Source organism: Streptomyces sp. NPDC088354, from assembly GCF_044753585.1.
GTDB lineage: Bacteria > Actinomycetota > Actinomycetes > Streptomycetales > Streptomycetaceae > Actinacidiphila.
Genome location: NZ_JBIVNJ010000044.1, coordinates 13,780 through 36,471, shown reverse-complemented (window position 1 = coordinate 36,471; position 22,692 = coordinate 13,780). Strand labels below are relative to the sequence as shown.

23 protein-coding genes are annotated in these 22,692 nt (G+C 69.6%); 11 read left to right on the top strand and 12 right to left on the bottom strand.

Going from position 1 to position 22,692, the window contains the following annotated elements:
* The first annotated feature begins 368 nt into the window (after nt 1-368).
* From ACIP98_RS36430 to ACIP98_RS36400, 7 genes are all read left to right on the top strand, one after another.
* Entirely contained in the window at nt 369-1,097 is a 729-nt protein-coding gene (locus ACIP98_RS36430; protein ID WP_401980441.1) for a transcriptional regulator, read from the top strand.
* Nucleotides 1,098-1,949: 852 nt separating this feature from the next.
* Entirely contained in the window at nt 1,950-2,960 is a 1,011-nt protein-coding gene (locus ACIP98_RS36425) for a LuxR C-terminal-related transcriptional regulator (protein WP_401980439.1), read from the top strand.
* 445 nt (nt 2,961-3,405) lie between these two features.
* On the top strand, nt 3,406-3,756 hold the full coding sequence (locus ACIP98_RS36420) for an SH3 domain-containing protein (protein WP_401980436.1): 351 nt from the start codon (nt 3,406-3,408) through the stop codon (nt 3,754-3,756).
* 187 nt (nt 3,757-3,943) lie between these two features.
* Complete coding sequence (locus ACIP98_RS36415; protein ID WP_401980434.1) at nt 3,944-4,684, top strand: isopentenyl transferase family protein; 741 nt, start codon at nt 3,944-3,946, stop codon at nt 4,682-4,684.
* Nucleotides 4,681-5,292, top strand: a complete 612-nt coding sequence (locus ACIP98_RS36410; RefSeq protein ID WP_401980432.1) for a TIGR00730 family Rossman fold protein — start codon at nt 4,681-4,683, stop codon at nt 5,290-5,292. The genes ACIP98_RS36415 and ACIP98_RS36410 overlap by 4 nt, the downstream gene beginning before the upstream one ends.
* Nucleotides 5,286-6,476 (top strand): MFS transporter, encoded by a 1,191-nt coding sequence (locus tag ACIP98_RS36405; protein ID WP_401980429.1) that lies wholly within the window; start codon nt 5,286-5,288, stop codon nt 6,474-6,476. Before ACIP98_RS36410 ends, ACIP98_RS36405 begins: the two co-directional genes overlap by 7 nt.
* Nucleotides 6,473-7,168: an HAD-IA family hydrolase gene (locus ACIP98_RS36400; RefSeq protein WP_401980426.1), complete on the top strand. Its 696-nt coding sequence runs from the start codon at nt 6,473-6,475 to the stop codon at nt 7,166-7,168. The genes ACIP98_RS36405 and ACIP98_RS36400 overlap by 4 nt, the downstream gene beginning before the upstream one ends.
* 110 nt (nt 7,169-7,278) lie before the next feature.
* Here the strand turns inward: ACIP98_RS36400 and ACIP98_RS36395 are convergent, their stop codons facing one another.
* From ACIP98_RS36395 to ACIP98_RS36375, 5 genes are all read right to left on the bottom strand, one after another.
* On the bottom strand, nt 7,279-8,313 hold the full coding sequence (locus ACIP98_RS36395; RefSeq protein WP_401980424.1) for a PhlD: 1,035 nt from the start codon (nt 8,311-8,313) through the stop codon (nt 7,279-7,281).
* Between the two features lie 389 nt (nt 8,314-8,702).
* Nucleotides 8,703-9,962, bottom strand: coding sequence for an MFS transporter (locus tag ACIP98_RS36390; RefSeq protein ID WP_401980421.1), 1,260 nt, complete (start codon nt 9,960-9,962; stop codon nt 8,703-8,705).
* A gap of 666 nt (nt 9,963-10,628) precedes the next feature.
* On the bottom strand, nt 10,629-11,855 hold the full coding sequence (locus ACIP98_RS36385; protein WP_401980418.1) for an MFS transporter: 1,227 nt from the start codon (nt 11,853-11,855) through the stop codon (nt 10,629-10,631).
* A gap of 303 nt (nt 11,856-12,158) precedes the next feature.
* On the bottom strand, nt 12,159-12,713 hold the full coding sequence (locus ACIP98_RS36380) for a GNAT family N-acetyltransferase (RefSeq protein WP_401980416.1): 555 nt from the start codon (nt 12,711-12,713) through the stop codon (nt 12,159-12,161).
* Between the two features lie 23 nt (nt 12,714-12,736).
* Entirely contained in the window at nt 12,737-14,089 is a 1,353-nt protein-coding gene (locus tag ACIP98_RS36375) for a hypothetical protein (RefSeq protein ID WP_401980413.1), read from the bottom strand.
* A 275-nt stretch (nt 14,090-14,364) separates the two neighbouring features.
* Here ACIP98_RS36375 and ACIP98_RS36370 point away from each other — a divergent pair, with 275 nt between their 5' ends.
* Genes ACIP98_RS36370 through ACIP98_RS36355 form a run of 4 tightly spaced genes read left to right on the top strand, consistent with a single transcriptional unit; the run spans nt 14,365 to nt 15,953 of the window.
* Nucleotides 14,365-14,835 carry a hypothetical protein gene (locus ACIP98_RS36370; protein WP_401980411.1) on the top strand — a complete coding sequence of 157 codons (471 nt, stop codon included), beginning with the start codon at nt 14,365-14,367 and terminating at the stop codon, nt 14,833-14,835.
* On the top strand, nt 14,832-15,320 hold the full coding sequence (locus tag ACIP98_RS36365) for a hypothetical protein (RefSeq protein WP_401980409.1): 489 nt from the start codon (nt 14,832-14,834) through the stop codon (nt 15,318-15,320). The genes ACIP98_RS36370 and ACIP98_RS36365 overlap by 4 nt, the downstream gene beginning before the upstream one ends.
* Nucleotides 15,317-15,445 carry a hypothetical protein gene (locus ACIP98_RS36360; protein ID WP_401980407.1) on the top strand — a complete coding sequence of 43 codons (129 nt, stop codon included), beginning with the start codon at nt 15,317-15,319 and terminating at the stop codon, nt 15,443-15,445. Before ACIP98_RS36365 ends, ACIP98_RS36360 begins: the two co-directional genes overlap by 4 nt.
* A 40-nt stretch (nt 15,446-15,485) precedes the next feature.
* Complete coding sequence (locus ACIP98_RS36355; RefSeq protein WP_401980406.1) at nt 15,486-15,953, top strand: cytochrome P450; 468 nt, start codon at nt 15,486-15,488, stop codon at nt 15,951-15,953.
* 267 nt (nt 15,954-16,220) lie between these two features.
* Here ACIP98_RS36355 and ACIP98_RS36350 read toward each other — a convergent pair whose 3' ends face one another.
* From ACIP98_RS36350 to ACIP98_RS36320, 7 genes are all read right to left on the bottom strand, one after another.
* Complete coding sequence (locus ACIP98_RS36350; protein ID WP_401980403.1) at nt 16,221-16,880, bottom strand: HAD family hydrolase; 660 nt, start codon at nt 16,878-16,880, stop codon at nt 16,221-16,223.
* Between the two features lie 31 nt (nt 16,881-16,911).
* Nucleotides 16,912-18,465, bottom strand: a complete 1,554-nt coding sequence (locus tag ACIP98_RS36345) for a glycosyltransferase family 4 protein (protein ID WP_401980401.1) — start codon at nt 18,463-18,465, stop codon at nt 16,912-16,914.
* 34 nt (nt 18,466-18,499) lie between these two features.
* Nucleotides 18,500-19,642, bottom strand: a complete 1,143-nt coding sequence (locus ACIP98_RS36340; protein ID WP_401980398.1) for a hypothetical protein — start codon at nt 19,640-19,642, stop codon at nt 18,500-18,502.
* 55 nt (nt 19,643-19,697) lie between these two features.
* Nucleotides 19,698-20,627: a UTP--glucose-1-phosphate uridylyltransferase gene (locus tag ACIP98_RS36335; RefSeq protein WP_401980395.1), complete on the bottom strand. Its 930-nt coding sequence runs from the start codon at nt 20,625-20,627 to the stop codon at nt 19,698-19,700.
* A 114-nt stretch (nt 20,628-20,741) separates the two neighbouring features.
* Entirely contained in the window at nt 20,742-21,650 is a 909-nt protein-coding gene (locus ACIP98_RS36330) for a class I SAM-dependent methyltransferase (RefSeq protein WP_401980393.1), read from the bottom strand.
* The gene (locus ACIP98_RS36325) at nt 21,647-22,135 is read right to left on the bottom strand and encodes a hypothetical protein (protein WP_401980391.1); all 489 of its coding nucleotides are present in this window, start codon (nt 22,133-22,135) and stop codon (nt 21,647-21,649) included. The genes ACIP98_RS36330 and ACIP98_RS36325 overlap by 4 nt, the downstream gene beginning before the upstream one ends.
* Nucleotides 22,132-22,665 (bottom strand): dCTP deaminase domain-containing protein, encoded by a 534-nt coding sequence (locus ACIP98_RS36320; RefSeq protein WP_401980388.1) that lies wholly within the window; start codon nt 22,663-22,665, stop codon nt 22,132-22,134. Before ACIP98_RS36320 ends, ACIP98_RS36325 begins: the two co-directional genes overlap by 4 nt.
* Between the last annotated feature and the right edge of the window lie 27 nt (nt 22,666-22,692).

The window sequence follows — 22,692 nt, the reverse complement described above, 5'->3', positions numbered from 1 at the left end:
TTTATGGCCGGACCCCCGGCCCCCCGCCCCGCCGCCCCACCCCGTGGTGGGCGGTTCCCCACGGGGTGGGGGCGCGCGCCGGTGGCGGGGTCCCCGCTGTAGCGGGGGGGGGGGGCCCCGGGCGTCCCCCCCCGCCCGGGTATCTGACCTGCCACGTTTGCGGCACGCGATCACCGCGGCGCGCTGTGGGACGAGTCGGGCCGAGCAACCACCGATAGCCGACACCGGGGGATAGGACACTCACGATGGACGCAAACGCACTTCGAGATCTTCTGCGGTACAAAAGGTCGCAAATTGATCCAGTCAGTGTGGGCCTGCCGCCGCCCACCGGCAGGGGGCGACGCGCCCCCGGACTCTCCCAGGCTTACGTGGCCTTTCTGCTTCGCCGCACCGAGCGCTGGTACGCGCAGTTGGAAAGAGGGGACCTCGAACCGACCTCGGACATGCTCGACAAGGTCGCAGGCGTGCTGCAGATGTCGGAGCAGGAACGCACCGCCATGTACATCTTCGCCCTGGGTTACGAGCCGCCCGTGCCTTTGGACCCCGCCGCCGGATGCAGCATCAACAGTTCCTGGGCCAAGGTCGTGCACTCCATCACCGGCCACGCCTGCTACATCCACGACGTCGGGTGGAACCTGCTCGCCGCTAACGATCTCTTTGTGCGGATGTTCCCCCGTGAGCCAGGGAAGCCCGCGAGAGCGCCGCGGAATCTGATGGAGTGGATGCTCCTCGACCCCAGGGCCCGTGAGGACCACCTGATCGACTGGCCCACCCGCTGGGCTCCACAGGTCGCCGCACAGCTGCGGGCCGCCGTTGCCGCGCACCCGGAAAACGAAACGCTCAGGCTGCTCGACAAGCAGGTCCACGCCGACGCGGTGGCCGGCCCCATCTACCGGCGCTGCGACCTCGCCTACGTCCATGCCGACGGCGACACCCGTCCTATGCGGCACTGGGCGTATCCCGAGCCCCAGTCAGGGCAGGTGACCATGTGTGTGGCGGAGCCGTTCAGCTCTCCCGGTGTGCGCTTTTTCATCCTGATGTTCGATCCCGACGACGCTGACGGGCAAACGCCCTCGTTTCGGGATGCGGAATCCTAATCGCAGCAATTCCGGCAAGTGAAACGCTGACGCGCATCCGTGGCTTCGTTGTTGCAGGTCACCTCCGCGTCGCGCTGAAGTGATCCCTGTCGGTTCTGGGCGAGCGGTTCCTGGCAGGGCGTGACGCGGAAACGTCCCTCCGCACCACTTTCCGCGGGGCCGTGAACCGACAGCGCGCCCGGATGCCGCCACCGCTCCCTCTCGGTTGGCGGCATCCGGCACTGCGAGCCCAACGTCCTTCTGCGGTTGTAGGGCATGTCCCGAAGGCCTGCCGACGTGTGGGGCGGGCCCGATATTCAGGTGCACGAAGTTCCGGAAGTTCAAGAACCTGAACCAACTGGGACTGGCTTGCCCCGTGCACCAAGGTCAGAATCTTGCACCGGACGTGCATTGCGCACGGGTGAAGCACATCGGAAGGGGGGCACGGGGGTCACTGCGACAGCGCGCTCAAGCGCACCCATGTCGCCGTCCCGCAGAGGTCGACAGGCCCATTCGGGTCAATGACTGTGCCTCTATGTCAGCGGCGCTCTCCTGATCGCCCACGTCCGTGCAATGAAGACATCCGGTCTGGTCACCTGGCGGCCCTGCCGGAGATGCCTGGTGACCCTGCTTTGGGGGCGGGTTCGCCAGTATGCCGACCCCCCCCAAGTCGGCGGCGGACTTCCGGCAGTTGTGAGCCTGCCGGGAAAGTGGTCTGGTCGAGGTCACTGGGGGCTCCTCCGGGAGCGATTGACGTCGACCAGGCCACCCGTCCGCTCGTTGCACCGCCCCCGGCAGGCGGTCTCGCAGCCGCAACACCGTACGACCACCAGGCACCAATGCGAGTGCGAACCTGAACCGGGACAGGGGACTATGGCGACCACCATCAACTGCGACTCGAAGCTTACCCGCGCTCAGGAGCTGTACCGGATAGCCCTCAGTGATCCCGACTGGGACCCGGCCGTGGTCCGGCAGACCACGGGGTGGAGTGACGAGGACATGAGCAGCGCCGTCAAACTGCTCGCGGAGTTCGGCCTGGCCACTCGCCTCAACGGTATCCCGAGCGGCTGGGCCGCTCGATCGCCCGTCATGGCGATGAGCGACCTCATCAGCGCGACCACGCACGATCTCGAAGCAGCGATGAATCTTGGCTTGGGGCGCCTCAGTTCCCTATCCCATGTACTGGCTGGGTTCCTTGCTATGCACGAGCCAGGGCGCGACATCGAACTCGTTCCAGGACGAGAGCAGGTCATTGCCGTTCTGGCCGAGGCGGCAAAGGGAACTTCGGACATGGTGTCCATGCACCCGCCGATGATCAACGGCGTCCGGCCAGCGCAGCCGGCCAACCTGGAGTGGCTTGCCGCCGGTAGGTCCATGCGAACGCTCCACATGGCCGCCTCACTCCAGACGCCGAGCGCACGGCAGCACTTCCAGGAACTCACCGACGCCGGCGCTCAGGTTCGCTTCGCACTCTCGCTCCCATTGCGAATGATCATTCTTGATCACGTCCTCGCGGTCTTGCCGTTCGAGCACCCGGTGCCCGGTGACGACCGCAGCGACGGCCCCGCGGCAATGATCGTGCGCAACCCCTACCTCATCGAGATTCTGCGGCGCTTCTGGGAGCACTACTGGCACTCAGCTGACGAGATCCTGCCGCAGACCACCGCGTCGTCCACCCTGTCCGAGCGTGAACGGCAGATCGTCCGGCTCCTGGTCAGAGGACTGACCGACGAAGGTATCGGCCGTGCCATCGGAGTATCGGAGCGCACCGTGCGCCGCATCCTCTCCGAACTGATGAGCAAGGCCAGAGCGGAAAGCAGAGTTCAGCTGGGCTTCAACATCCACCGCCTCGGCTGGCTCGAAGACGAGCTCGCAGTGCCCTGATCACTTCGGAGGACTCGCCCTCGGGCGGCGAAAATTCTCCGGGCCTGCCCACGCTCACCAGAGCGACATCCCGCCCCAGGTGTTCGCCACGCCGTGGTTGACCACATTTCATGTGCCGAAATTCCGGCACCCGTGATTCCACCCAGCGAAATTACGCATGCCGCAGCGTATTCCGCCCGGGCTTTTCAAGGCGCGAAACCCGACCGGCCGCAGTTTCACTGACCGAAAGGGAATCGTCCCATTCCGCCCGTGTGATTGCGGGACCAGCCCCGGGAGCGGTCAAGTGTGTTTGCCGCGTGCCAAGGTGCGCTCTCCCAACGGCCGCCAGGCCTCTTCCCACCGGGACCAGAGCGTCCGATGCGGCCTAGCCATTCACACTTCACGCAACTGCAGGACTCCGAACCGCCCCTCTTTCGGAATCCCTCGCGGCTGGGATGGGATATTCATGAAGCTCAGAGTGCAAATCGCGACCCTCGCTTCGGCGGCCGCACTCTTGGTCGGCGGAAGCGTCGCACTCGCGCCGACGGCGTCCGCCGTCGGCTCCTCGGCCTGCACCTACAACCCGCTGGACGTCACGTTCAAGATCGATGCCAACGGTCTCAACCTCAGGACGGGTCCGTCCACGAGCTACACATCGGTCGGGCTGCTGTACAAGAGCGACGGCTACATCTTCAAGGTCCAGTGCTACGGCGGGAAGAACCAGTGGGCGTACGGCTCGCTGACGAAGAGGAGCGTGACCGGCCTCGCCAAGGGCCGGACCGGCTGGGTCTCCAGCCCGCTCCTCACGTGGCCTTGACACCGACGGCCAGCTGACGGCGTTCCCGGACATCCGGGCGAGCCTCCCGGCCACGGCCCATGAACCGGTGCCGTCAGCCCGGACGACCTGACAGGACCGGGCTGACGGCACCACCCCGCACATATTCGCGAAACCGATCCCCAGCACGGGGTCGTCGGCACGCACTCCGCGGCAGGAGACACCCGAAGTGATTCCGCTCCATCTCATCCTTGGTCCCACAGCAATGGGCAAGACGGGCCGCTCGGTGGCGCTCGCGAGCCGCTACGACAGCCCTGTACTGGTGCTGGACCGTGTGCAGTGCCACCCCGACCTTGCCGTCGGCTCAGGCCGTCCGACCCACGACGAACTGCACAACACCCAGCGCTTCTACCTGACCGAACGGCCTGTCCACCACGGCGTGATCTCCGCCGCCGAGGCCGTCGACCGCCTTGTGCATCATCGCAAAATGTTCGCCGACGGCGGCGTCGACCGGCTGATCCTCGAGGGCTGCTCCATCTCGATCCTGAGCGAGCTCCTCACCCGTGGGGACTGGTTCGAGGACGCAACCGTGCAGGTCGAATGCTGGCTGGAGGCCAGCGCCACCGCCTACGCGGACCGCGTCACGGAGCGGGTCGAGCGGCTGCTCGGCTACGGCGACAGGATGGCCCGAACGCTGGTCGACGAGCTCGCCGACCTGTGGCCGCATCCTCTGGTCCGCCCCCGCCTGCAGAGCATCACCGGGTATCGCGAGGTCATCGACCTGTGCGCGGCGCAGGGCCTCGATCCCCGACTGCTGCGCGGGCTGCCGGCCAGGCTCCGCCGCGCCCAGTTCGCCGGTGCCGTTCGCGATGCGCACCTCACCTACGCCCACCATCAGCGTCTGGCCCTGGCCACCGCTTTGCCCGAACTGGCCGCGAGAGGATTCGAGGTGACCTTGTGCGAGGCATGACTTCCACCCTGCCGGGCCCGACGACCTGTGCCACGAACAGCCCGACTCGGTTCGCCGTGTTCTGCGGATCCTCCGAGGGCCGCTACTCGCTCTACACACAGGTGGCACGCGCCACGGGCGCACTGCTGGCCGCAGCCGGCATCGACATCGTCTACGGCGGAGCGCGAATCGGCCTCATGGGAGCCCTGGCCGATGCCGCACTGGCCTCCGGCGGCCGGGTCACCGGCATCATCCCCGAGCACCTCAACCGGCCCCGCATCGTCCATCCCGCCCTGACCGGCCTGGAGATCGTCGCGGACATGCCCGCCCGCAAGGCGCGCATGCTGCAGCTGGCCGACGCGATCCTCGTCCTGCCCGGCGGCCTCGGCACCCTGGAGGAAATGGCCGAGGTGTGGTCATGGACGCAACTCGGCCTGCACAGCAAGCCGATCGCGATGCTCAACACCGCGGCGTTCTACGACCACTTCCTGACGTTCCTTCGCAGCGCCGTCCATACCGGCTTCGTGGCGGCCCCCGACCTCGACCGCCTAATGGTGGGGACCGACCCGGCCCAGCTGACCACCGACGTCCTGGCCCGCCTCGCCGTAACGGAGGTGCCCGCATGGTGACCACCACGGCGCCCGCGGCCGCCGACGTCACGACCCTCGCGCCGCCGGTCGCTGCCCGGCGGCTACTCACCGCGTACTACATCGGCCTCGGCGCCCTGATGGCGATCTGGGGCGCCCGGATGCCCGCCGTCCAGGCCGCCGCCCACCTGTCCGCCGGCCGGCTGTCGCTCGTCCTGCTCGCGGCTGCCGCCGGAATGGTCGCAGGCCTGTACGCCGGTGGTCGCATCGCCCAACGCCACGGCCCGGCACCCCTGCTGACTGCACCAGCTGTCACCGTTGCCGTCTCGCTTGCCGCGCTGGGCTCCTGCCGCACCTTGCCTACGTTGCTGGGCGTCGCGCTCGCCTTCGGCTTCACACACGGGCTGCTCGACGTCGGAATCAACGTGAACGCAGTCCGCTGCCAAGAGGCGTACGGGCGCAGCATCATGTCCAGCCTGCATGCCGGCTTCAGCGGGGGTGCCCTTTTCGGGGCAGCCGCGGCCGCCGTCACCGCCCACAGCCCGCACAGCCGCGTCTTCCTCATCGCAGGACTCACGGCCGCCGCCCTGGCGCTGCTCACCGCCCCAGCCGTCCGCAGCGTAAGTGTCCTCACCCAATCCCCAGATCGGCATGACCAACCGGCTGCGGCTCCATCCGGCTCGGATGGCGCGGGGGCCGGGCTGTGGCTGCTCGGCGTCCTGGCTGCGGCCTGTCTGCTCGGTGAGGGCGCGGCGGCCGACTGGTCCGCGGTTCACCTGCACGGTCTGCACGCCACCGCGGCGGTCTCCGCTTCGGCGTACGCCGTCTACAGCGCCGCCATGGCCATCGGCCGGCTTGCCGGGGACCGTCTCACCACCCGTTATGGCGCGCCCGTCCTGGTCCGCGCCGGCGCGGTCCTTGGGTGCGCTGGCCTGGGCACCGGGCTCTTGGTCGGCACGGCCCCGGCGGCACTGCTGGGCTGGGCCTGCCTCGGGCTGGGCCTGTCCACCACCGTGCCCGCGCTGATCACCGCTGCCGGTCGGCACGGCCCCCGCGCCGTCGCCGCCGTGTCCGCCGTCGGGTACGTCGGACTCCTTGCCGGGCCGGCAGCCATCGGCGCTCTTGCTTCCCTCACCGGCTCCCTACCGGTGGCACTCGCTCTTCCTGTCCTCCTTGCGGCCGTTGTCGCCGCCAGCTCCCGACATGCCCTGGAGAAGCCGCGATGACCCTCCGTCCCCCCGCCTCCGCATGGGATGCCGTCCTCTTCGATTTCAATGGCGTCATCGGCGTCCAGCCCGAAGCCCAGGACTGGGACCGCCTCGCGCAACTGGCCGGGTGGCCCCCTGAGCGCGTCCCCCAGTTCATGCAGGCGTTCTGGGCACGCCGCGGCGGCTACGACGCCGGCGTCATCACCGACGCGCAGTTCTGGTCCTCGGGACTCGTCATGCGCACCGACCGCACCCTCGCCGACCTGCTCCCCGACCTCATCGCCACCGACACGGCCATGTGGACCACCGTCGACCCCGCCGTGATCTACCTGCTGCGCGCCGCCCACCGCGCAGGGACAAGACTCCTGCTCCTCAGCAACGCGCCACATTGCGTCGCGGACGCCATCGACGTCGCCGAGTGGTCCTGCAGCCTGATGTCCCGCACCGTCTACAGTGCGCGCATCGGTGCCAACAAGCCCAGCACGGCGGCGTACGAAGCGGCACTTGCTGCCGCAGGATGGCCGGACCCGGGCCGTACCCTGTTTGTCGACGACCGCGCCGAGAACACCACGGCCGCCGCCCGGCTCGGCCTGCAGACCCTGCACTACACGGGCAACCTCGGTGCGCTGGCCCACCTGCTCCCGCAGCTGCACCCGGCATCGGCGGTGCAGCAGCCGGCCACCACCTCGACGTCGTCGGCCGCAGCCTGACTCGTCCGTGCGGCATTTACGTCCGCCGAACGCACTCCAGCATCGACAGCCGCCGCGTCGACGTCGAGCTCACCGACGACGGCCGCGCCGCCTGGCTCGGCGCGATGGCATCAGCCGTGCCAGTGCCCGCGGACGCCCGACAGCGTGAAGCCGGGGCCGACAGCGACCGCCATCCCGGCGCTGCCGGCGACTGGGGGATCGGTGTGCGTCCGGGCCAGAACATCGAGGGCCGCCACGCCCCCGAGGTTGCCGACTTCGCGCAGCGACGCAACGGACTGCTGGGCACCCTGGGGGGCGATCCCGAGGCCGGCGGCCATGTCGTTGATGATGCGCGGGCCGCCCGGATGGATGACCGCCCAGGAGGGGCGCCACCCGCCCATCCACTCCTGCAGCAGTGGCAGGGTGTCCGCGGCCGCACGCGCCGCCTTCTTCGTGGAATCGAAATGCAGACCCTCGTAGTCCAGCCGGCCCCAGTACCGATCCAGGGAATCGGGCAGCACGATCTCGACACCGTCATCCACCGCCAGCCCGGCGCCCAGGGGCTCATCGGTGACCACGACAGCGCCCGCGCTGTCCCCGAACAGGGCCCGATAGATCATGGACTCGATCGTGGTGTCCGTACGGTGATAGATCGCCGACAAGACCTCGGACACGGCCACGAGAACACAGCCGCCCGGCTGCGCCTTGAGATACTGCGCAGCCCGGACCAGCGCCTGCACGCCGCCCGCACAGGCCAGCGTGGCCATGGGTATACGCGCCACCGTCGGACGCAGCCCCAAAGCACCGATGAGGTGCACATCCAGGTTCGGAACCGCCCACGACGTGGTGTGGGACGTGATGAGGCAATCCACGTCGCCACCTGCCATGCCGACAGCGTCCAGAGCATGCTGTGCCGCCTGCGCAGCCATCTCGACGGCATCATCGAAAGCTCTGCCGACTCGCTCGTGCACACCGCTTTGCTGCGTGACCTCGGCCAAGGGACGGGTGAAGTAGCGGGTTTCCACTCCGCACCCCGCCACGGCCCGCAGGATCACCGCCAGGCGGGCGTGATCAGCGTGGTGCGCACGGATGTCGTCAACGATCTCGCTGGTGGTCACCTTGTGCGGCGGCAGGACGATGCTGGGACGGGTGACGTACGCAGTCAAGATCTCTCCACGAGCGCGTGCCGGTAGGAAGTGCCGTCACGCTAAGCCAAATCCGCGCCCGTGATCACCTGTTGAACCCCACAAAGAGACGGCCGGCTCTGGCCGGATCCTGACACGAGCCGGGTGCGACCTGGGAAGAACCCAGGTCGCACCCGGTTCAACTGGGGCATGCACCGGAGGCCGCGCCTACCACCACAAGGGGCTGCGGGGGCCGAACTGCAGCATCGCGGGGTCGGCCTCTACACGAAGAGCCTCCTTCGCCGTCCGATCGGGCGTGTCAGGCTCGGCCCGGCTGTCATCTCGACTCTCGGGAATCCCCGGCGATTCAGAGGATGCGGGACGATCCGACACTACGGGTGCCGGCCAGGGCAGGTTGCGGAAGTTGGCGGTCACAACAGTCCTTCCGTGGACCGATGGCGGGCGCCGGCAGTACGGCGCAGCGCGCGGGAGAGCGGGAGGCAGGCCGCGACGCCGAGCAGAGCGCAGCCAACGAGCAGATCGGCGACCAGCGGGCGGCCTCCGGTGTTGAGAGCCACGGCAATGCCCAGCGGCGGGAGGGACGCCACAGCGGAGGACGCGGAGATGACGGCCTGGTAGCGGCCGACCGCGCCGTCCGGTGCGGCAGTCGACAGGTAGGCACCTATGGCGATGCTGTAGCAGACCTCGCCGGGGACCAGGGCCGTGCAGGCGATGGAGTAGCCGAGCGTGGTGTGCTGATAGGCGGCGAACCCGATGCCGGCACCCAGTACGGCCGTTCCGGCGGCCAGGACGACGACGGGGGAGAAGCGCAAGGTCTCGCCGTGGCCGATGAGCATCCGCGTCATGGGCGGCGTGAGCACCAGGACGGCCACGGTGTTGGCGATCATCGCCGTTCCGTACGCCGTGGGCGGCAGCCCGTCGGCGGTCATGAGCAGCGGCAGAACCGACACCATGCCCCACGCGCACACCATGGCCGCCACGGAGACCACCGCGATCCACCGCAGGCCGGGGTCGGCGAGGACCTGCCGAAAGGCCACGGCCGGGGCTTGATCATCGTGCGCTGGCCTGCGGCCCGCCAGGAGGCGCAGGGCCAGCAGCGCGAACGCCACGCACACCGCGGCGTTGGCCAGGAACATCGGCCGGTAGCCATAGTGATGGGCGGCGTAGCCGCCGAGCCCGCCGCACACGGCGATGCCCACGTTGATCGACCAGTACAGCGCGGTCTGCGCCCGAGCGCGGGCGCCGCTGGAAGCGATGTGCGTGTTGATCGCGGCGGAGACCGCCGGGCGGTAGGTCTCCATGGTCAGTCCGAGGCACACGGACACGATGAGCAGCGTGGTCAGCGAGTCCGCGACAGTCAGCGCGACACAGGACAGAGCGGCGAAGGTCATCATGAGGACCAGCGCGGTCCGCTGGCCGGCCCGGTCGGTCAGGTGCCCGGAGACGGCCTGGCCGAGGCACCAGCCGATCCCGAACAAGCTCATGGCAGCTCCGGCGGCGGTGGTGCCGTGCGCGGAGGCGATGTAGTAGCCCAGAAAGTCCCAGGCGAAGCCGCCCGCTTTGACCAGCAGCGAGGCGGCGATCAGAACCCAGACCACGGAGCGGGAAGCGCGGGCATGCGCTGCGGGCCGGGGCAGGGTCAGCGGTGCAGGTGCATCTGTGGTGGCCACAGGCCGGTCCCTCTGCAGAGCGAATGGATGCGGACAACGCCAGAAGGCGGCCGCGGAATGCGGCCGCCTTCTGACCAGGGGGGCGTGAAGCTCAGTAGGGGCGGACGGCCCGGTACGGCCGGACGGCGCGGATCGGACGGCGGTTGGGGCGCGCGGAGCGGTTCGGACGCATGGTTCCTCCGGTGTGTGAGGCCCCCGGACGTGGGGACGACCGACACGTTAGGAAGGAGGCGGCGTACAGAGGAACCTGCACAGGCCCTGATGGCGGTTGCGCGTTCGGTGGGTGAAATGACGGCCCCCCGCCTTTCGCACAGTGGAATCCGAACCTCTTCCGGGCGGCGGTGCTCGATCGTCCGCCGCTGGCCGCGGCGGCATCAGGAGCCACCGTCGGGAGGCAACCCGGCTGCAAAAGGCGGAGCGTGAGGTTCGCAACGGTCAGGCTGCCGGAAGGAGACAACGGCGGCCTGTCCCACCCCCAGATGAGCCGCTGCGGCGGTCCGGGTCAATGTCGCGTCCCGCGGGAGCTGTGGTGTGGCTTTGTCCACGAGATTGAACAGCACTTGTTCATCACTTCGGGAGGTGCTCAGGCAGCGTCGTGTTCGATGTTCACGAGTTACAGCAGCATTCGTCTGACTGGCTGGTGCAGACCGCTGCCCGGCATGGCCGTCAGCGGCGAATGCTGATCAGCAGGCCGGTCAGGGCGAGCACCATCCACGCGGTGAGGTAGGCGAACGCGGCAGTCGGGGAGACCGTGCTCCACAGCACGCCGGCGACTGCGGAGGCGGCGAGGTTGCCCAGCGACTGGACGGTGGCCAGCGCGCCGAACGCCGATCCGCGCAGGTCCTTCGGGGCCAGAGCTGCCACCGCTGAGTGCTGCGCGGTCTCGACTGCGCCGATACCCACCCCTGCCAGCACGAACGGCACCGCGAGGAGAAGCACGACGGTGGTGTTGAGGGTGAACAGCCCGTAGGCGGCTGCGAAGGCGGCGACGCCGGCGGTGAGGACCAGGACCGGGCCGCGCTTGCCGAGTCGGTCCGCCAGCCGTCCGGCGGGCACCGAGGTGAGCGTGGCCGCGACGTTGTAGGCGGTGTAGAGGGCGAGCGCGATGGTGGTGGCCCTCTTCGCCCCGTGGCCAGGGGCCAGCAGGTCGGAGGCGCGCAGGATCAGCAGCGTGGCGGCCACGTTGCCGGTCTCGAACGCCGCGCAGGCCGCGAGGAGCTTGCCCAGGTCGCCCCCCAGCAGTGGCCGTATACGGATCTTCAGCGCGACCTTGTCCCGGCCGGTCGGGCGGGGGGTGTGCCGGATGGCGTAGACGATCGCCAGCGCGGCCAGCACACCCGGGATGACCGACAGACCGATGGCCCACTGCACGCCGACCCAGGCGATCAAGCCGAGAGCGAGCAGCGGCCCGAAGATCGCGCCGAGGTTGTCCATCATCCGCTCGAACCCGTACGCCCGCCCGTACTTGGAGGCTGGGACGATGTCCGCCAGCAGCGCGTTGCGCGCCGGTACCCGCAGCCCCCGCGCGGTCCAGGCCGCCGCCCGCAGGAGGCCTACCTGCCACACCGTGGTCGCCCCGGCCGTGACGGCACCGAGCACCGCGGTGGTGGTGTAGCCACCGACCGCGACCCGCCGCCTGCGCGCCGGATCGTCCGCCAGCACGCCGCCGCCGAACCGTGCTGCCCCGGCCAGCGCGTCGGACACGCCCTCGATCGCGCCCAGCGCGGCCGCCGGCGCCCCGAGCGTGGTCGTCAGCAACGCGGGCAGAAGCGCGGTCGGGATCTCGTGCCCGACATCGGCGAGGAAGCTCGCGGTCCCGATCCCCCGTACGCCCGGCGTCAGCCACTGCTCGGAGTCTGCAGCGTCTTCGGCGGGCGTCGTCGTCTCTGTCATGCCAGGCAGTCTCGCGGATCAAGGCCACCACGCGTACCGGTAGATCCAGCAAGGGTCGAACAGCACCCGGTGCTGTCCGGCCCCGTGAACATTTCGATTCGCCCTACGGCTTTGCCCGCCTCCCGAAGTAGTGAACAAACGCTGTCCGTTCCCACGAGCAAAGCCATGGGTGACGGGTCAGCTCTCGTGCCGTGTGTCATCGAGGGACGCGGAATTCAAACCGTAACGCGTCGTAGTCGACTGCGGACGAAGCCTGAATGCGGCGAGGCTGGTGGTCACACTCGCGGCTGGCGGTACCGAAGCCTACGCCGTTGGGCGTTCCCATTCCTCGCGCAGGATGCCGTAGGTGATCGAGTCGCGCCACGCTCCGCGTACGAAGACGTGCCCTCGGATGCGGCCTTCCTCGGTCATTCCGGCCGCGAGGAGGGCCTTTGCGGAGGCAGTGTTGAGGGGGGAGCGTGCCGCCCAGATACGGTGCAGGTCCAGGCCTTCGAAGGCCAGGGCCAGGAGGAGGTGTACCGTTTCGCGGCCGTAGCCGACTCCCCAGGTGTCCGGGCGGAGTGCGAAACCGATGGTCGCGGCCTTCTGCTGGTGCGGGTCCAGGGCGAGGCGGGCAAATCCGATGAGCTGCCCGCTATCCCGTTCGACGACGCCGACGGCGAATTCGTCGCGGGGGGTCTTGGAAGCTGAGGCGATGGCCCGTGTCACGATGCCGCCCACCTCCTCGCGGGAGCGGGGGGTGAAGGACAGATGTTCCGTGGCCTCCGGACTGCCGTAGATCGCGTGGACGGCGTCCACGTCGTCAACGGTCAGTTCACGGAGGGCCAAGCGGGCGTCCTGGCGGGTGACCGGATTCATGCGGGGGACTTTACCCCCGGCGATCAGCGGGGCAGTGCGAGAGCCGGACGGCTGGCGAAAGCGGTGATCTCCTCGCGAAGCTCGCGGGCGACTACGGCTTCGCGCACGGGCCCCGTGGTGAGGGAAACCCTGACCCGTTCGATGGAGCCGATGATGCCGGCGTTGCGCTGTGCGGCGGGCAGGTCGAGCACGGGGTGCACGGCCTCGGAGGCTCCCTCGAGGTCGCGGAGGTAGAGCCGGGCAAGCGCGAGGTTGGAGCGGGCTCCGGCCTCGTCACCGAACGCCCAGTGCGGGTCATCGGGGTTGGCGTAGCCCCCGACGGCGTCCTCTGCTTGCCGCAGGAGGTCGTGGTTGCCCTGTCCGAGGAGGACCTGGGCCTCCACGGCGTAGTAGTCCTGCCGGACCGTGGGGAACACGAAGTTCCCACCGAGGGCGTCCAGGTCGTCGGCTGCGGTGCGGTCGCGCAGCGTGGTAGCGAGGTGGGTGGCGGCGTCGACAGTGGCAGCGTCACCGAGGACGCCCGCGGCGCGGGCTTCGAGACTGGCAAGCCACACGCCGACGCTGCCGGTGGCGTCCGTGCCCACGACGCTGCCCTTTCGGGCGTAGTGCAAGGCATCCTCGGGACGGTTGGCCCAGTAGGAGATGAGGGACTGCAGGCCGAGGACCCAGGCGCTCATGGCGGTGTGGTCGGCCTGTTCGGCACAGACGGCCGCGGTGCGGGCCTGCATCATGGCGCTGCGCGGGTCACGCAGGTCGTGGCTGGCCTTCGCGAGCATGCCGGACAGAACCGCGGCGAGGAGGTACAGGTCCCGGTGCTGGGCGGGTTTGGCCCGGCCGCTCTCCAGGAGGCGGAACGTGCGGTCCTGGATGTCGGTCAGGTCGTCAAGGATCGTGCCCAGGGGGACACGGGTGTAGAGGCCGGCCAGGCGGCGCACCTCGTCCTGCAGGTAGGCCAGGGTCTCGGCCCCGACCGTGTTGTTCTCTGCTCCCATCGCGAATTCCATCGCGCGCCGTGCGGCTGCCATTGCGTGCCTTCCCATCATGAGCAGGTCCGCGGCTTCGCCGCGGCACAGTTGGTCTGCTGCGCTGTGGTCTTCCGGCTGCTGGCGGGTCTCGCAGTCAAAGCCGGCCTCGGCCAGGAGATCTCCGATTGATCGCTTGAACTGGTGCTCAAGCACCTGTCGGGCGTCGGTCTGCGGCTTGGCCCGACCGGTGCGCCAACGCTCGTACGTGCTCTCGGAGACGTCGACGCTGGCAAGCGAGGGCTCGCGAAGTTCATCTGCCAACTCCCTGGCCGCCCGGGTGTAGTGCCGGCGGAAGGTGGCGTAGTTACTCCAGCCCCGCTGGGAGATCAGGACTTGCAGGAGCGTTGCCATGGGTGCCCCCTTTGCCGAGGATCAGCGCGTCAGGACGACGGTAGAGCCGCCGCTCCCCCAGTTGCAGTGACTCCGTCGAATCGCCTGACTGTGACTCAACTCTGACGGAAGTCTGCATCGCACGTCACCCTTCCGGGCCGGGATGACATCGACCTGACGGTGGATCTGCGACGTTCATCACCGCCACCATCGGCCCCATACCCAGCGAGTACGTGTTCCAACACTTTGGGTGACGTACCGCTGGGGGTCTGCGACCAGTACCGGAAGGGCATCCGATGACCACAACCTCACCCGCCGCAGGATGCGTTCTGCTGCCCGTCAGCGTCGACGACCCTGCCTGGCAGTGGCGCTGGTCGTTCGAGGCGAACGGGTCGGCCGGTGGCAACGCCCGGGTACACACCCGTACGCAGCTCACCATGGGCCACTGGCCCGGCGACATCGAGCACGCCGCACAGATCGCCGCACGGATGATGGACAACGCCGACCGCCACTCGCAGCCGCCGCCTCGGGCGCGACTGGGCCTGCGACTGGCCGTCCTCGACACCGGCGAGCTCCTCATCGAGGTGAGCGACCCGATGCCGGCCTTCCCCAACTTCGCCACCGCCATCACGTGGGAGCCGGCCATCGGGGAGCCCCCGCGAGGCCTGTGGACCGTGCGGAAGCTCGGCGGCCGCCTGTCCTACGCCATCGCCGACGACGGCTGCGCCAAGACCGTTCAGGCTCTCGTGCCCGGGACACCGACATGACGATGCTCACCGAGGCACCCACGCCACCGCGGGACGGCATGCACGACCTTGCCGACCGCATCCGTGCCTACCTCGTTGTCACCGGTCAGCGCACGGTCCGGATGCCGCTCGGCGGCGGCCTGTTCGACGTCGTGATCAGCGGCGGCGGCAATCCGGACGCCATGGCGGCCGCCATGGATGAGATCCAGCTCGGCACCTGTGGCCCGACCATCGCCGACCCGGACACCGGTTGGCTGTACTGGCTCGTACCCCCCGGGACCACCTCCCGGTGGGAGCCGCATCCGTACGGAGTCTGCCTGGGCGCACCGCACGTCCTGACCCTGCCCCCGCTGACCCGCAAAGAGCCCCCGGGTCCGTACTGGCTCCGTCGCTGCGTGAGCGACCGGCTTGTCCCGCCCGGGCCCCTCCGCGATCTCCTCGGCCGCTTCACGCCCAACTCGACCCCTCACGAGGCCATCGCTGCGGTGCTGGGCTTCGCCTCGTGAATCTCGAACCCACCGTGAAGCAGGGCTGCCTGAGCGTACTGGCCGCGCCGTCCTGCTTCGGCTTCCTCGCAGTGCTCGCCGTGCTGATCGGCGGCGGCGCGCTCATCGACCTCGCAGGCCGTTGACGCTGCCACCAACCTGCTCGACCATGCCGCGGTCAGCCTAATGCGCCACCCCGCCCAGCTCGCCATGGTCATCAGCGGCGAAGTGGCCTGGGAGCAGGTCGTGGAGGAGGCGCTGCGTCACGAGGCGCCGATCGCCACCATCCTGCTGCGGTTCCCCGTCCAGGACATCCGTGACGAGCCCACGGGCCTGGTGTTCGGGCAGGGCGAGGCCATCGCCATCAACTACGCGGCCGCCGGCCGCGACCCCGCGACCTACGGCCAGGACGCCGACGCGTTCGACATCACGCGCCCCACCGCCCACGACCACCTGTCCTTCGGGTACGGCCCTCACCTGTGCCTGGGCTCCGAACTCGCCCGAATCGAGGCGCGCATCGCGCTGTCCAGCCTGTTCGGCCGTTTCCCCGAGCCACGCATGGCCGTGGCTCCGGACGAGCTCCTGCCGCTGCCGAGTTTCATCTCCAACGGCCACCAGCAGATCCCCGTCATCCTGAGAGGCGTCGCGGTGTGACGTCCCGGAGCGGGCGCCGTGACGGTGCCCGCACGTGGCACCAGCGGTACACGAACGCTGCGCCCATCTCGTCCGGTAGGTGCGGCAATACGGCTGCGGCCCGGTTCCCCCGCATTTCGGCTTGGGGGAGCCGGGCCGCGCTTGCAGGTCAGCCCATGCCGACTGCTCCTCACCTGGCCGGTGACGGGTTACGGCGTCGGCAGCTCCCAATCCTCGCGCAGAACTTGGGTGACGGAGTGGTGCCGGAACGGCTGTGGTGCCTTGGACCTAGCCAGAGTTCTCAGCGGTCCGGCCGGGTACTTCTGTTCCGAACCAGCTGGCCATGGGTAGACCGAGTTCCTTCAAGCGGGCTGCGCAATCTGCTGCTGTGGTGAACCGGTATGCGTGCATACCAACGGATTGCGCGGCGTGGACGAAGGTGGGTTCGTCGTCGAAGTAGGCCAGGGCGTGGGTGGGGATGCCCATGCTGTCGGCGGCGCTGCGGAAGGCGTGCGGTGAGGGTTTGTCGACTCCGAGTTCCGCCGAGGGGAAGACGTGGTCGAAGGTGATGCCGTGGTGCTGGAGGTCCGCACGGAGGGCGTCGGTGCAGTTGGACAGGACACCCACGGGCAGGTGATGGCGTATCTCGGCGAGCAGGCTAACCATCTGGGGCTCTGCCTCTCCCCGGTCGGTGCGCCAGGGGCCGAGGGCGTCGCGTACGTGCGGCCCGAAGTCCGCGGCGAGGCGGTCGGTGACGTCGTCGGCCCACTGCTGGTCGGTGAGGACACCGACACGGGCCAGGCGGTAGGAGGGGTGGCCGTAGGCGTAGCGGGCGATGGTGCCTTCGGGCAGGTCGGCGAGGCGTTCGCTTTTCCGGGCGCCGGCGTTGTGCCAGTGCCGGAAGAGGCCGTTCATGTCGAACAGCAGGCCGTCGATGCGGGCGGGCATGGAACTCCTTCGGTCGGAGGCTGCGGCGGGATCAGTTCAGGGCTGGCCCGATGTGGTCGTAGATGTCGAGGTAGTGGTCGGCGGTGCGGGTCCAGCTGTAGGTGTTCTCGATGTGGGCCCGTCCGCGTGTGCCACGCAGCTGCCGCTCGGCGGTGTCGAGGAGGGCGGCGGCCAGGGTGTCGGCGAGGTGGCCGGCGTCGTCGGGGGCGACGAGCCAGCCGGTGGCGTCCGGGCCGGTTGCCGTGATGGTGCGGGCGGGGCCGCCGGTGGCGGTGGCGATGGGCGGGGTGCCGCAGGCCATCGCTTCGAGGTAGACCATGCCGAAGGGCTCGTCGACGGCCGGGGCGACCATGAGGTCGGCACAGTTCAGCCCGGTGGGCAGTTCGTCGTGGCCGCGCCACCCGGTGAAGAACACGTCCTGGGTGATGCCGAGTTCGGCGGCGAGTTCGGAGGGGTGCTCGCCTTCGCACTCGCCGGGGTAGCCGCCCCACATCAGCAGGACCGGGGCGGGGTCGAGGCGGGTACGGGCGGCGGCGAAGGCCCGCAGCAGGATGGGGACGCGTTTGAAGTCCAGGAAGCGGCCGACCCACAGCAGCAGCGGGCGGAGCCGGCCGTGCTGGTCGTGGAGGCGGCGCAGGTCGGTCTCGGTGTAGCGGATGCTGCCGGGAGCGCCGCCGGGGGCCCAGCCCTGTGGGTCGGTGACGAGCCAGTGGCGCAGGTGTTCAAGGCGCTGGGTCTGATCGAGGTGCTGGGGCTGGAAGGTGTGGGTGTCGACGCCGTTGGGGATGACGGGCGGCGCGTCGTGGAGGTGGAGCAAGCGGGTGGCGAGGTGCTGGTCGTGGTCGGAGACGACGACCAGGTGCCCGGCGTGGGCGGCGGCCTGGCGTAGGCGGGTGAGCCAGTAGGCGCTCTGGGTCCACTTCTGCCAGGCGGTGGTGGTGAGCAGGTCGGTGTCGTCGTCATCGAGACCGGCGGTCTTGGCCAGGCGCAGGGCCTCGGTCGTGCGGTGCGGGTTGTCGCTGTGGAGGAGGCGGCCGAGTTCCCCAAGGGAGGTGCCGGTGCGCTCGGCGATGCGGATGCGCTGCTCCATGCCGCCGATGAGCTTGAGTTCGGTGCCGTGCAAGGTGGTGAGGCGAGGCACGCCGGCGTACGCGGCGTGGGCCGCCGTCTGGAGGTGGCTGAGGTGGTGCAGGTGCAGCAGCCCGGTGTCGGTGCTGCGGTGGGCGGCCAGGTGTCGGGTCCAGGCGCGCGTGAGGTGGTCGGCGCTTGCCGGTGGGACGGCGCTGAACAGCGGGTCGGGGCAGCTCCCCCGGTCCTCGTAGGAGGGGTGGAAGGGCCAGTTGGAACGTTGAGGGTCCTCGCCCCGGGTGAAGGCGCCGAAAGCGTCGTTGTGGTCGTAGGGGTGCAGGTCCAGGCCCTGGTAGAAGCTTGGCGCGTGGGAGGGGTCGCCGGGGCGGCCGAGGGATCCGGCGTGCAGGCGGGTGGTGAGGCCCCGGCTGTTGAGTTCGCGCAGGAGGTAGCGGATGACCTGGGCGCTGCCGCCGCGGGGCCAGAACAGCACGGCGGTGTCCATGGTGAGAGGCATGGCGGTCCCCTGAAGTCGACGAAGGAGTGGGGTTCTACGGGCGGGCGTCGATGATCAGCGGCTGTCCGCCCGACAGGCGGCCGGGCCAGTAGCGCTCGCCGGGGTCCTGGGGGGAGCGGACGGTGACGGCGAGGACCTGGGCGAGGTTGTGGCGGTCGCGCAGCGGCACCGGCTGGCCGAGGACCACGGTGCGGCTGGCGGAGTTGAGGGTGTACGGCAGGCCGGGGTGCCCGATCTTCGCGAGGTGCCGGTCGACGTCCGTCCCGGTGACCGGCTGCTGCCCGGGGACGGTGCGCCGGCAGCGGTCGCGCTGGGGGGCGGGGCAGCGGTTGGCGGCCAGGCAGGTCGGGGTGTTGAAGACTCCGGCGCGGTCGGCACGGCCGAGGACGTAGGCGAGGGCACAGCTGTTGGTCTGGAAGAGGGGGTGGTCTGCGTAGCGGTCGGGCAGGTGGTGGAGCCAGTCCCACGTGCGCCGGGGCCAGACGGAGTCCGCCGCCTGCGGGTCAAGGTGCGGGTCGGCCAGCTCCGGCCACAGGCTGGTGATCTGGTCGAGGGCGGTGGGTTTGACCTTGGTGCCCACTGCGACGGTGCACGTGGCATACCGGGCGGCCCAGTCCATGAGGTGCTCGATGACGTCCGGGGTGCTGTTCTGTGGCAGGGCGGGCCGCCAGTAGTGGATCACCGGGATGGCGGCGGCGTGCAGGCGGGGGAAGTTGGCGCGCAGCGCGGTGTGGTCGATGCCCTGCTCGATGTCGGGGCCGAGGCCTGAGTAGCTGAGGTAGACCAGGATGGGCAGCCCGGCGTCCCGGTTGCGGGTGATGCAGGCGACGACGTCGTCGGGGATCGCGCACTTGGTGATCAGACACACCGGGTTGCGGACGGCGGAGGCGCCCAGGACGTCGAGCAGGGCCATCAGGTGGGCGCGGGTGGCGGGCGTGGCCAGGGCGTCGGTGCAGGTGTAGAGAGCGAGCACCAGCTCGGGGTGGTAGTACCGGTGGGCGAGGAGCTGGGTGAGCGTGTCCTGCGGGGTGGCGAGCTCGGTGGGCTTGGCGCGGGTCAGGCCCAGGTCCTTCAGGTAGCAGTAGGTGCAGCCCTTGGGGCAGCCCTGGACCGGGTTGACCGCCAGCCAGGTGTCGTGCTGGTCGATGACGGGTTCGTAGGCGCGCTTGGGTGCCATGTGTCGCTCCCTTGGGCCGCTCGCGGTGGCCGGGCGGCCCAAGGGGAGCGGCGCATCAGGTCGTGGTGGCGTCCGTCCCGGGACCGGGGCGAACGTCGTCGAGTTCGCGGGAGAGCTGGCGCAGCAGCGGCCCGTACTCGGGGTGGGCCAAGGCCGAGGCCATCTGCGCGACCAGGTAGTCCGCCGGGTTGCCGGTGTCGTACCAGCGGCCGGAGATGACCTGCCCGTACACGGCGCGACTGCTCGCGTAGGCGTTGATGGCGTCGGTGAGGTAGATCTCGCCGGTGTGGTGCTCGTACCAGCGCTTGGTCTGCTCGCGCAGTTCGTCGATGATGCCGGGGGTGATGACGTAGCCGCCGATGGCCGCGAACGCCGAGGGGGCGTCGGCGGGCTTGGGCTTCTCGACCAGGCCGGTGATGCGCAGCAGGCCGCCGTCGAGGTCTTCCTTGACCACGGGAACTCCGTAGCGCTGGGAGTCGCCGGGGTCCATCGGCAGCAGGGCCAGGACCGGGCAGTTCGTCGCCTCGTACGCGTGGATCAGCTGCTGGGCGCGGGGCACCTCGGCAACGAAGACGTCGTCCGGCCACAGGACGAGCATCGGTTCGTCACCGAAGTTGCGGGCCGCGTTCAGCACCGGGGTGCCGTTGCCGTACGGGCCGTGCTGGTCGAGGTAGGTGATGTGCCCACGGCGGGCCAGTTCGGCGACCTCCTCCACGGCGTCCGCGTACGCGGTCTTGCCGTCGGCGCGCAGTTGCTCGACCAGGGCGGGGTTGGGCCGGAAGTGGTCCTGGATCAAGGATTTGCCGCCGGAGACAACGATGGTGATGTCCGTGATGCCGGACGCCACCAGTTCGCGCACGGTGTGCTCGATCACCGGCTTGTCGCCGACCGGCAGCATTTCCTTGGGGATCGCCTTCGTCAGCGGCAGGAGGCGGGAGCCGAGGCCGGCGGCGGGGATCACAGCCCTGCGGATCGTCGGGGGCATGAGGTCTCTCTCGGTCGAACGGCATGCCGCGCCGGCCGGCACGGCGTCCTCCGACGCTATCAACGCTCCCGGACCCGGCCGGACGGCAATCGCTGATCCGGACCGGCCCTGTGGTCACTGACACAGGAAGGAGCCGGTGTACTTCGTGACCGCGAAATACCCGCTGGTGTCGATCGCATCGGTGACCTGGGCTCGGACCCGGTCGCGCAGTTCCGCGAAGAAGTCGTCGGTGAGGCGCTCGTCCTCCTCCGAGGAGGCGCAGCAGTGGTTGTGGCCGACCTGGTAGAAGCGCATGAAGGGCTCGGGGTCGGTGAAGCGAAGCTGGTCCTGCCAGGTCACGGTGTTCACCCGCTCGAAGTGCCTGCCGAGCACATCGCCGCCGTTGGTCAGCGACAGCCGACCCTTCGGGCTGGCCTTGAACAGGTCGCGCGGTGCGCCCATCGCCTTCAGGGCGGCGAAGTGGACGTCGTACATCTCCAGCATGCTGTCGGTGCGGTCGGTGGTGAGCTGGAAGATGCCGCCGGGGCGCATCACGCGGCGGACCTCGGCGAAGCAGCGGTTGAGGTCCGGCACGTAGTGGATCATGTAGTTGGCCATGACGCGGTCGAAGGTGTCGTCCCCGAGCATGGACAGGTCGTCCGCGCTGCCCTCGATCCAGGTGCAGGGGGTGGCGGTGCCGTGCAGGCGCTGCCGGGCGGCTTCCAGGACGGCCGGGGCGATGTCGAGTCCGGTGATGGAGCCGTCGGCGAGGTGGGGGCGCAGATCTCCCAGGATGAAGCCGTTGCCGCATCCGAGGTCGAGCAGGTCCTCGGTGCCGGTCAGGGCGAGGTTGTCGAGCATGTGGCCGAGCATCGACGTCGGGTTGGTGCGGAAGGCGTTGTGGACCCACTGCTTGACGTCCAGCATGCGGGTGTCGTTGAAGAACCGGTCGCGGGCGGTGGCGGCGGAGAACTCGAAGTGCTGCTCGGGGATGATCTCCTTGGCCAAGGCGTCCAGGGCCGCGGTGCGGAAGTCGGTCGTCATTGCGGTGTCTCCTTGTCGGGGTGAGCGGGGGCGGCGGGCCACTTGGTGCCCACGTACTTGTGGGGCAGCAGGCCGGCCAGGGGTGTCAGTGCCGCGCGGGTGCCGTCGTGGACGACGACGCGCAGGCCGGGGGCGTGGTCGAGGAGGAGTTCGCGGCACAGCCCGCACGGCGGGACGAGCCGGGCCACTGCGGCTTCGGTGGGTTTGGGGTAGCGGACGGCGGCCACCGCGACCAGATCGGAGCTCGTGGCGAGCCGGGCCGCCGACAGGGCACCGGCCTCGGCGCACACCGCGGCCCGGCCGACCATGGCGTCCAGGTGCAGGCCGAGGTGGATCCCGCCGTCGGCGTCCAGGACCGCGGCCGCGATCTGGTGGCGCGCCAGCACGTAGCGGCGGCTGATCGCGGAGAACGCGGCCTCGACCAGGACGCGGGCAGTGGGGTCGGGACAGCCGAGGGCCGGGCCGTCCACGCGGCGGGCCGTCATCGGCCTGCCACCTCGGCGGTGTCGCGGTGGATCTGTGAGGGCTGCGGCCCGCGCGAGCCCTGGTACTTGCCGTCGTACAGGGTGATCTCGCCCTGGGGGCGCCAGAAGGTCACCTGCGCCAGCCGGTCGCCCGCATGCACCCGCACCGGCTGGACCGCGTGCAACTGGAACGTCGACTGCCCGATGGAGCCGATGTCGATGAGGTCCGCGGTGACGTGAACGAACAGGCCCAGCCGCGCGGCCCCCGATCGGGAGCGGATGACCGGCACCAGATGGTTGCTGCCCAGCACCTCGACGCTGGAGCCTAGGTAGATACGGTCCGGCTCCAGGACGAACCCTTCGTCGGGGATCGGGAACACCGTGGACGGGTTTTCGCGGCGGGTGTCCAGCACTTCGCCGGTGTAGTAGGCCAGGGTGGGGCCGAGCGCGAGGTTGTAGGAGTTCGGCTGGACCTGCGCGGGGTCGAACGGGTCCAGCACGAGGCGGCCCCGCTGGTGTTCGCGGGCGATCTCCGGTCCGGTCAGGATCACAGCGCTCTCCTCGTTCGGGGCGGAAGC

Bases quoted from the DNA above. Each gene is read 5' to 3' on its own strand.
- ACIP98_RS36425 (WP_401980439.1), top strand. From the start codon at position 1,950: ATGGCGACCACCATCAACTGCGACTCGAAGCTTACCCGCGCTCAGGAG.
- ACIP98_RS36420 (WP_401980436.1), top strand. From the start codon at position 3,406: ATGAAGCTCAGAGTGCAAATCGCGACCCTCGCTTCGGCGGCCGCACTC.
- ACIP98_RS36410 (WP_401980432.1), top strand. From the start codon at position 4,681: ATGACTTCCACCCTGCCGGGCCCGACGACCTGTGCCACGAACAGCCCG.
- ACIP98_RS36405 (WP_401980429.1), top strand. From the start codon at position 5,286: ATGGTGACCACCACGGCGCCCGCGGCCGCCGACGTCACGACCCTCGCG.
- ACIP98_RS36400 (WP_401980426.1), top strand. From the start codon at position 6,473: ATGACCCTCCGTCCCCCCGCCTCCGCATGGGATGCCGTCCTCTTCGAT.
- ACIP98_RS36385 (WP_401980418.1), bottom strand. From the start codon at position 11,855: ATGACAGAGACGACGACGCCCGCCGAAGACGCTGCAGACTCCGAGCAG.
- ACIP98_RS36380 (WP_401980416.1), bottom strand. From the start codon at position 12,713: ATGAATCCGGTCACCCGCCAGGACGCCCGCTTGGCCCTCCGTGAACTG.
- ACIP98_RS36375 (WP_401980413.1), bottom strand. From the start codon at position 14,089: ATGGCAACGCTCCTGCAAGTCCTGATCTCCCAGCGGGGCTGGAGTAAC.
- ACIP98_RS36370 (WP_401980411.1), top strand. From the start codon at position 14,365: ATGACCACAACCTCACCCGCCGCAGGATGCGTTCTGCTGCCCGTCAGC.
- ACIP98_RS36365 (WP_401980409.1), top strand. From the start codon at position 14,832: ATGACGATGCTCACCGAGGCACCCACGCCACCGCGGGACGGCATGCAC.
- ACIP98_RS36355 (WP_401980406.1), top strand. From the start codon at position 15,486: ATGCGCCACCCCGCCCAGCTCGCCATGGTCATCAGCGGCGAAGTGGCC.
- ACIP98_RS36350 (WP_401980403.1), bottom strand. From the start codon at position 16,880: ATGCCCGCCCGCATCGACGGCCTGCTGTTCGACATGAACGGCCTCTTC.
- ACIP98_RS36345 (WP_401980401.1), bottom strand. From the start codon at position 18,465: ATGCCTCTCACCATGGACACCGCCGTGCTGTTCTGGCCCCGCGGCGGC.
- ACIP98_RS36340 (WP_401980398.1), bottom strand. From the start codon at position 19,642: ATGGCACCCAAGCGCGCCTACGAACCCGTCATCGACCAGCACGACACC.
- ACIP98_RS36335 (WP_401980395.1), bottom strand. From the start codon at position 20,627: ATGCCCCCGACGATCCGCAGGGCTGTGATCCCCGCCGCCGGCCTCGGC.
- ACIP98_RS36330 (WP_401980393.1), bottom strand. From the start codon at position 21,650: ATGACGACCGACTTCCGCACCGCGGCCCTGGACGCCTTGGCCAAGGAG.
- ACIP98_RS36325 (WP_401980391.1), bottom strand. From the start codon at position 22,135: ATGACGGCCCGCCGCGTGGACGGCCCGGCCCTCGGCTGTCCCGACCCC.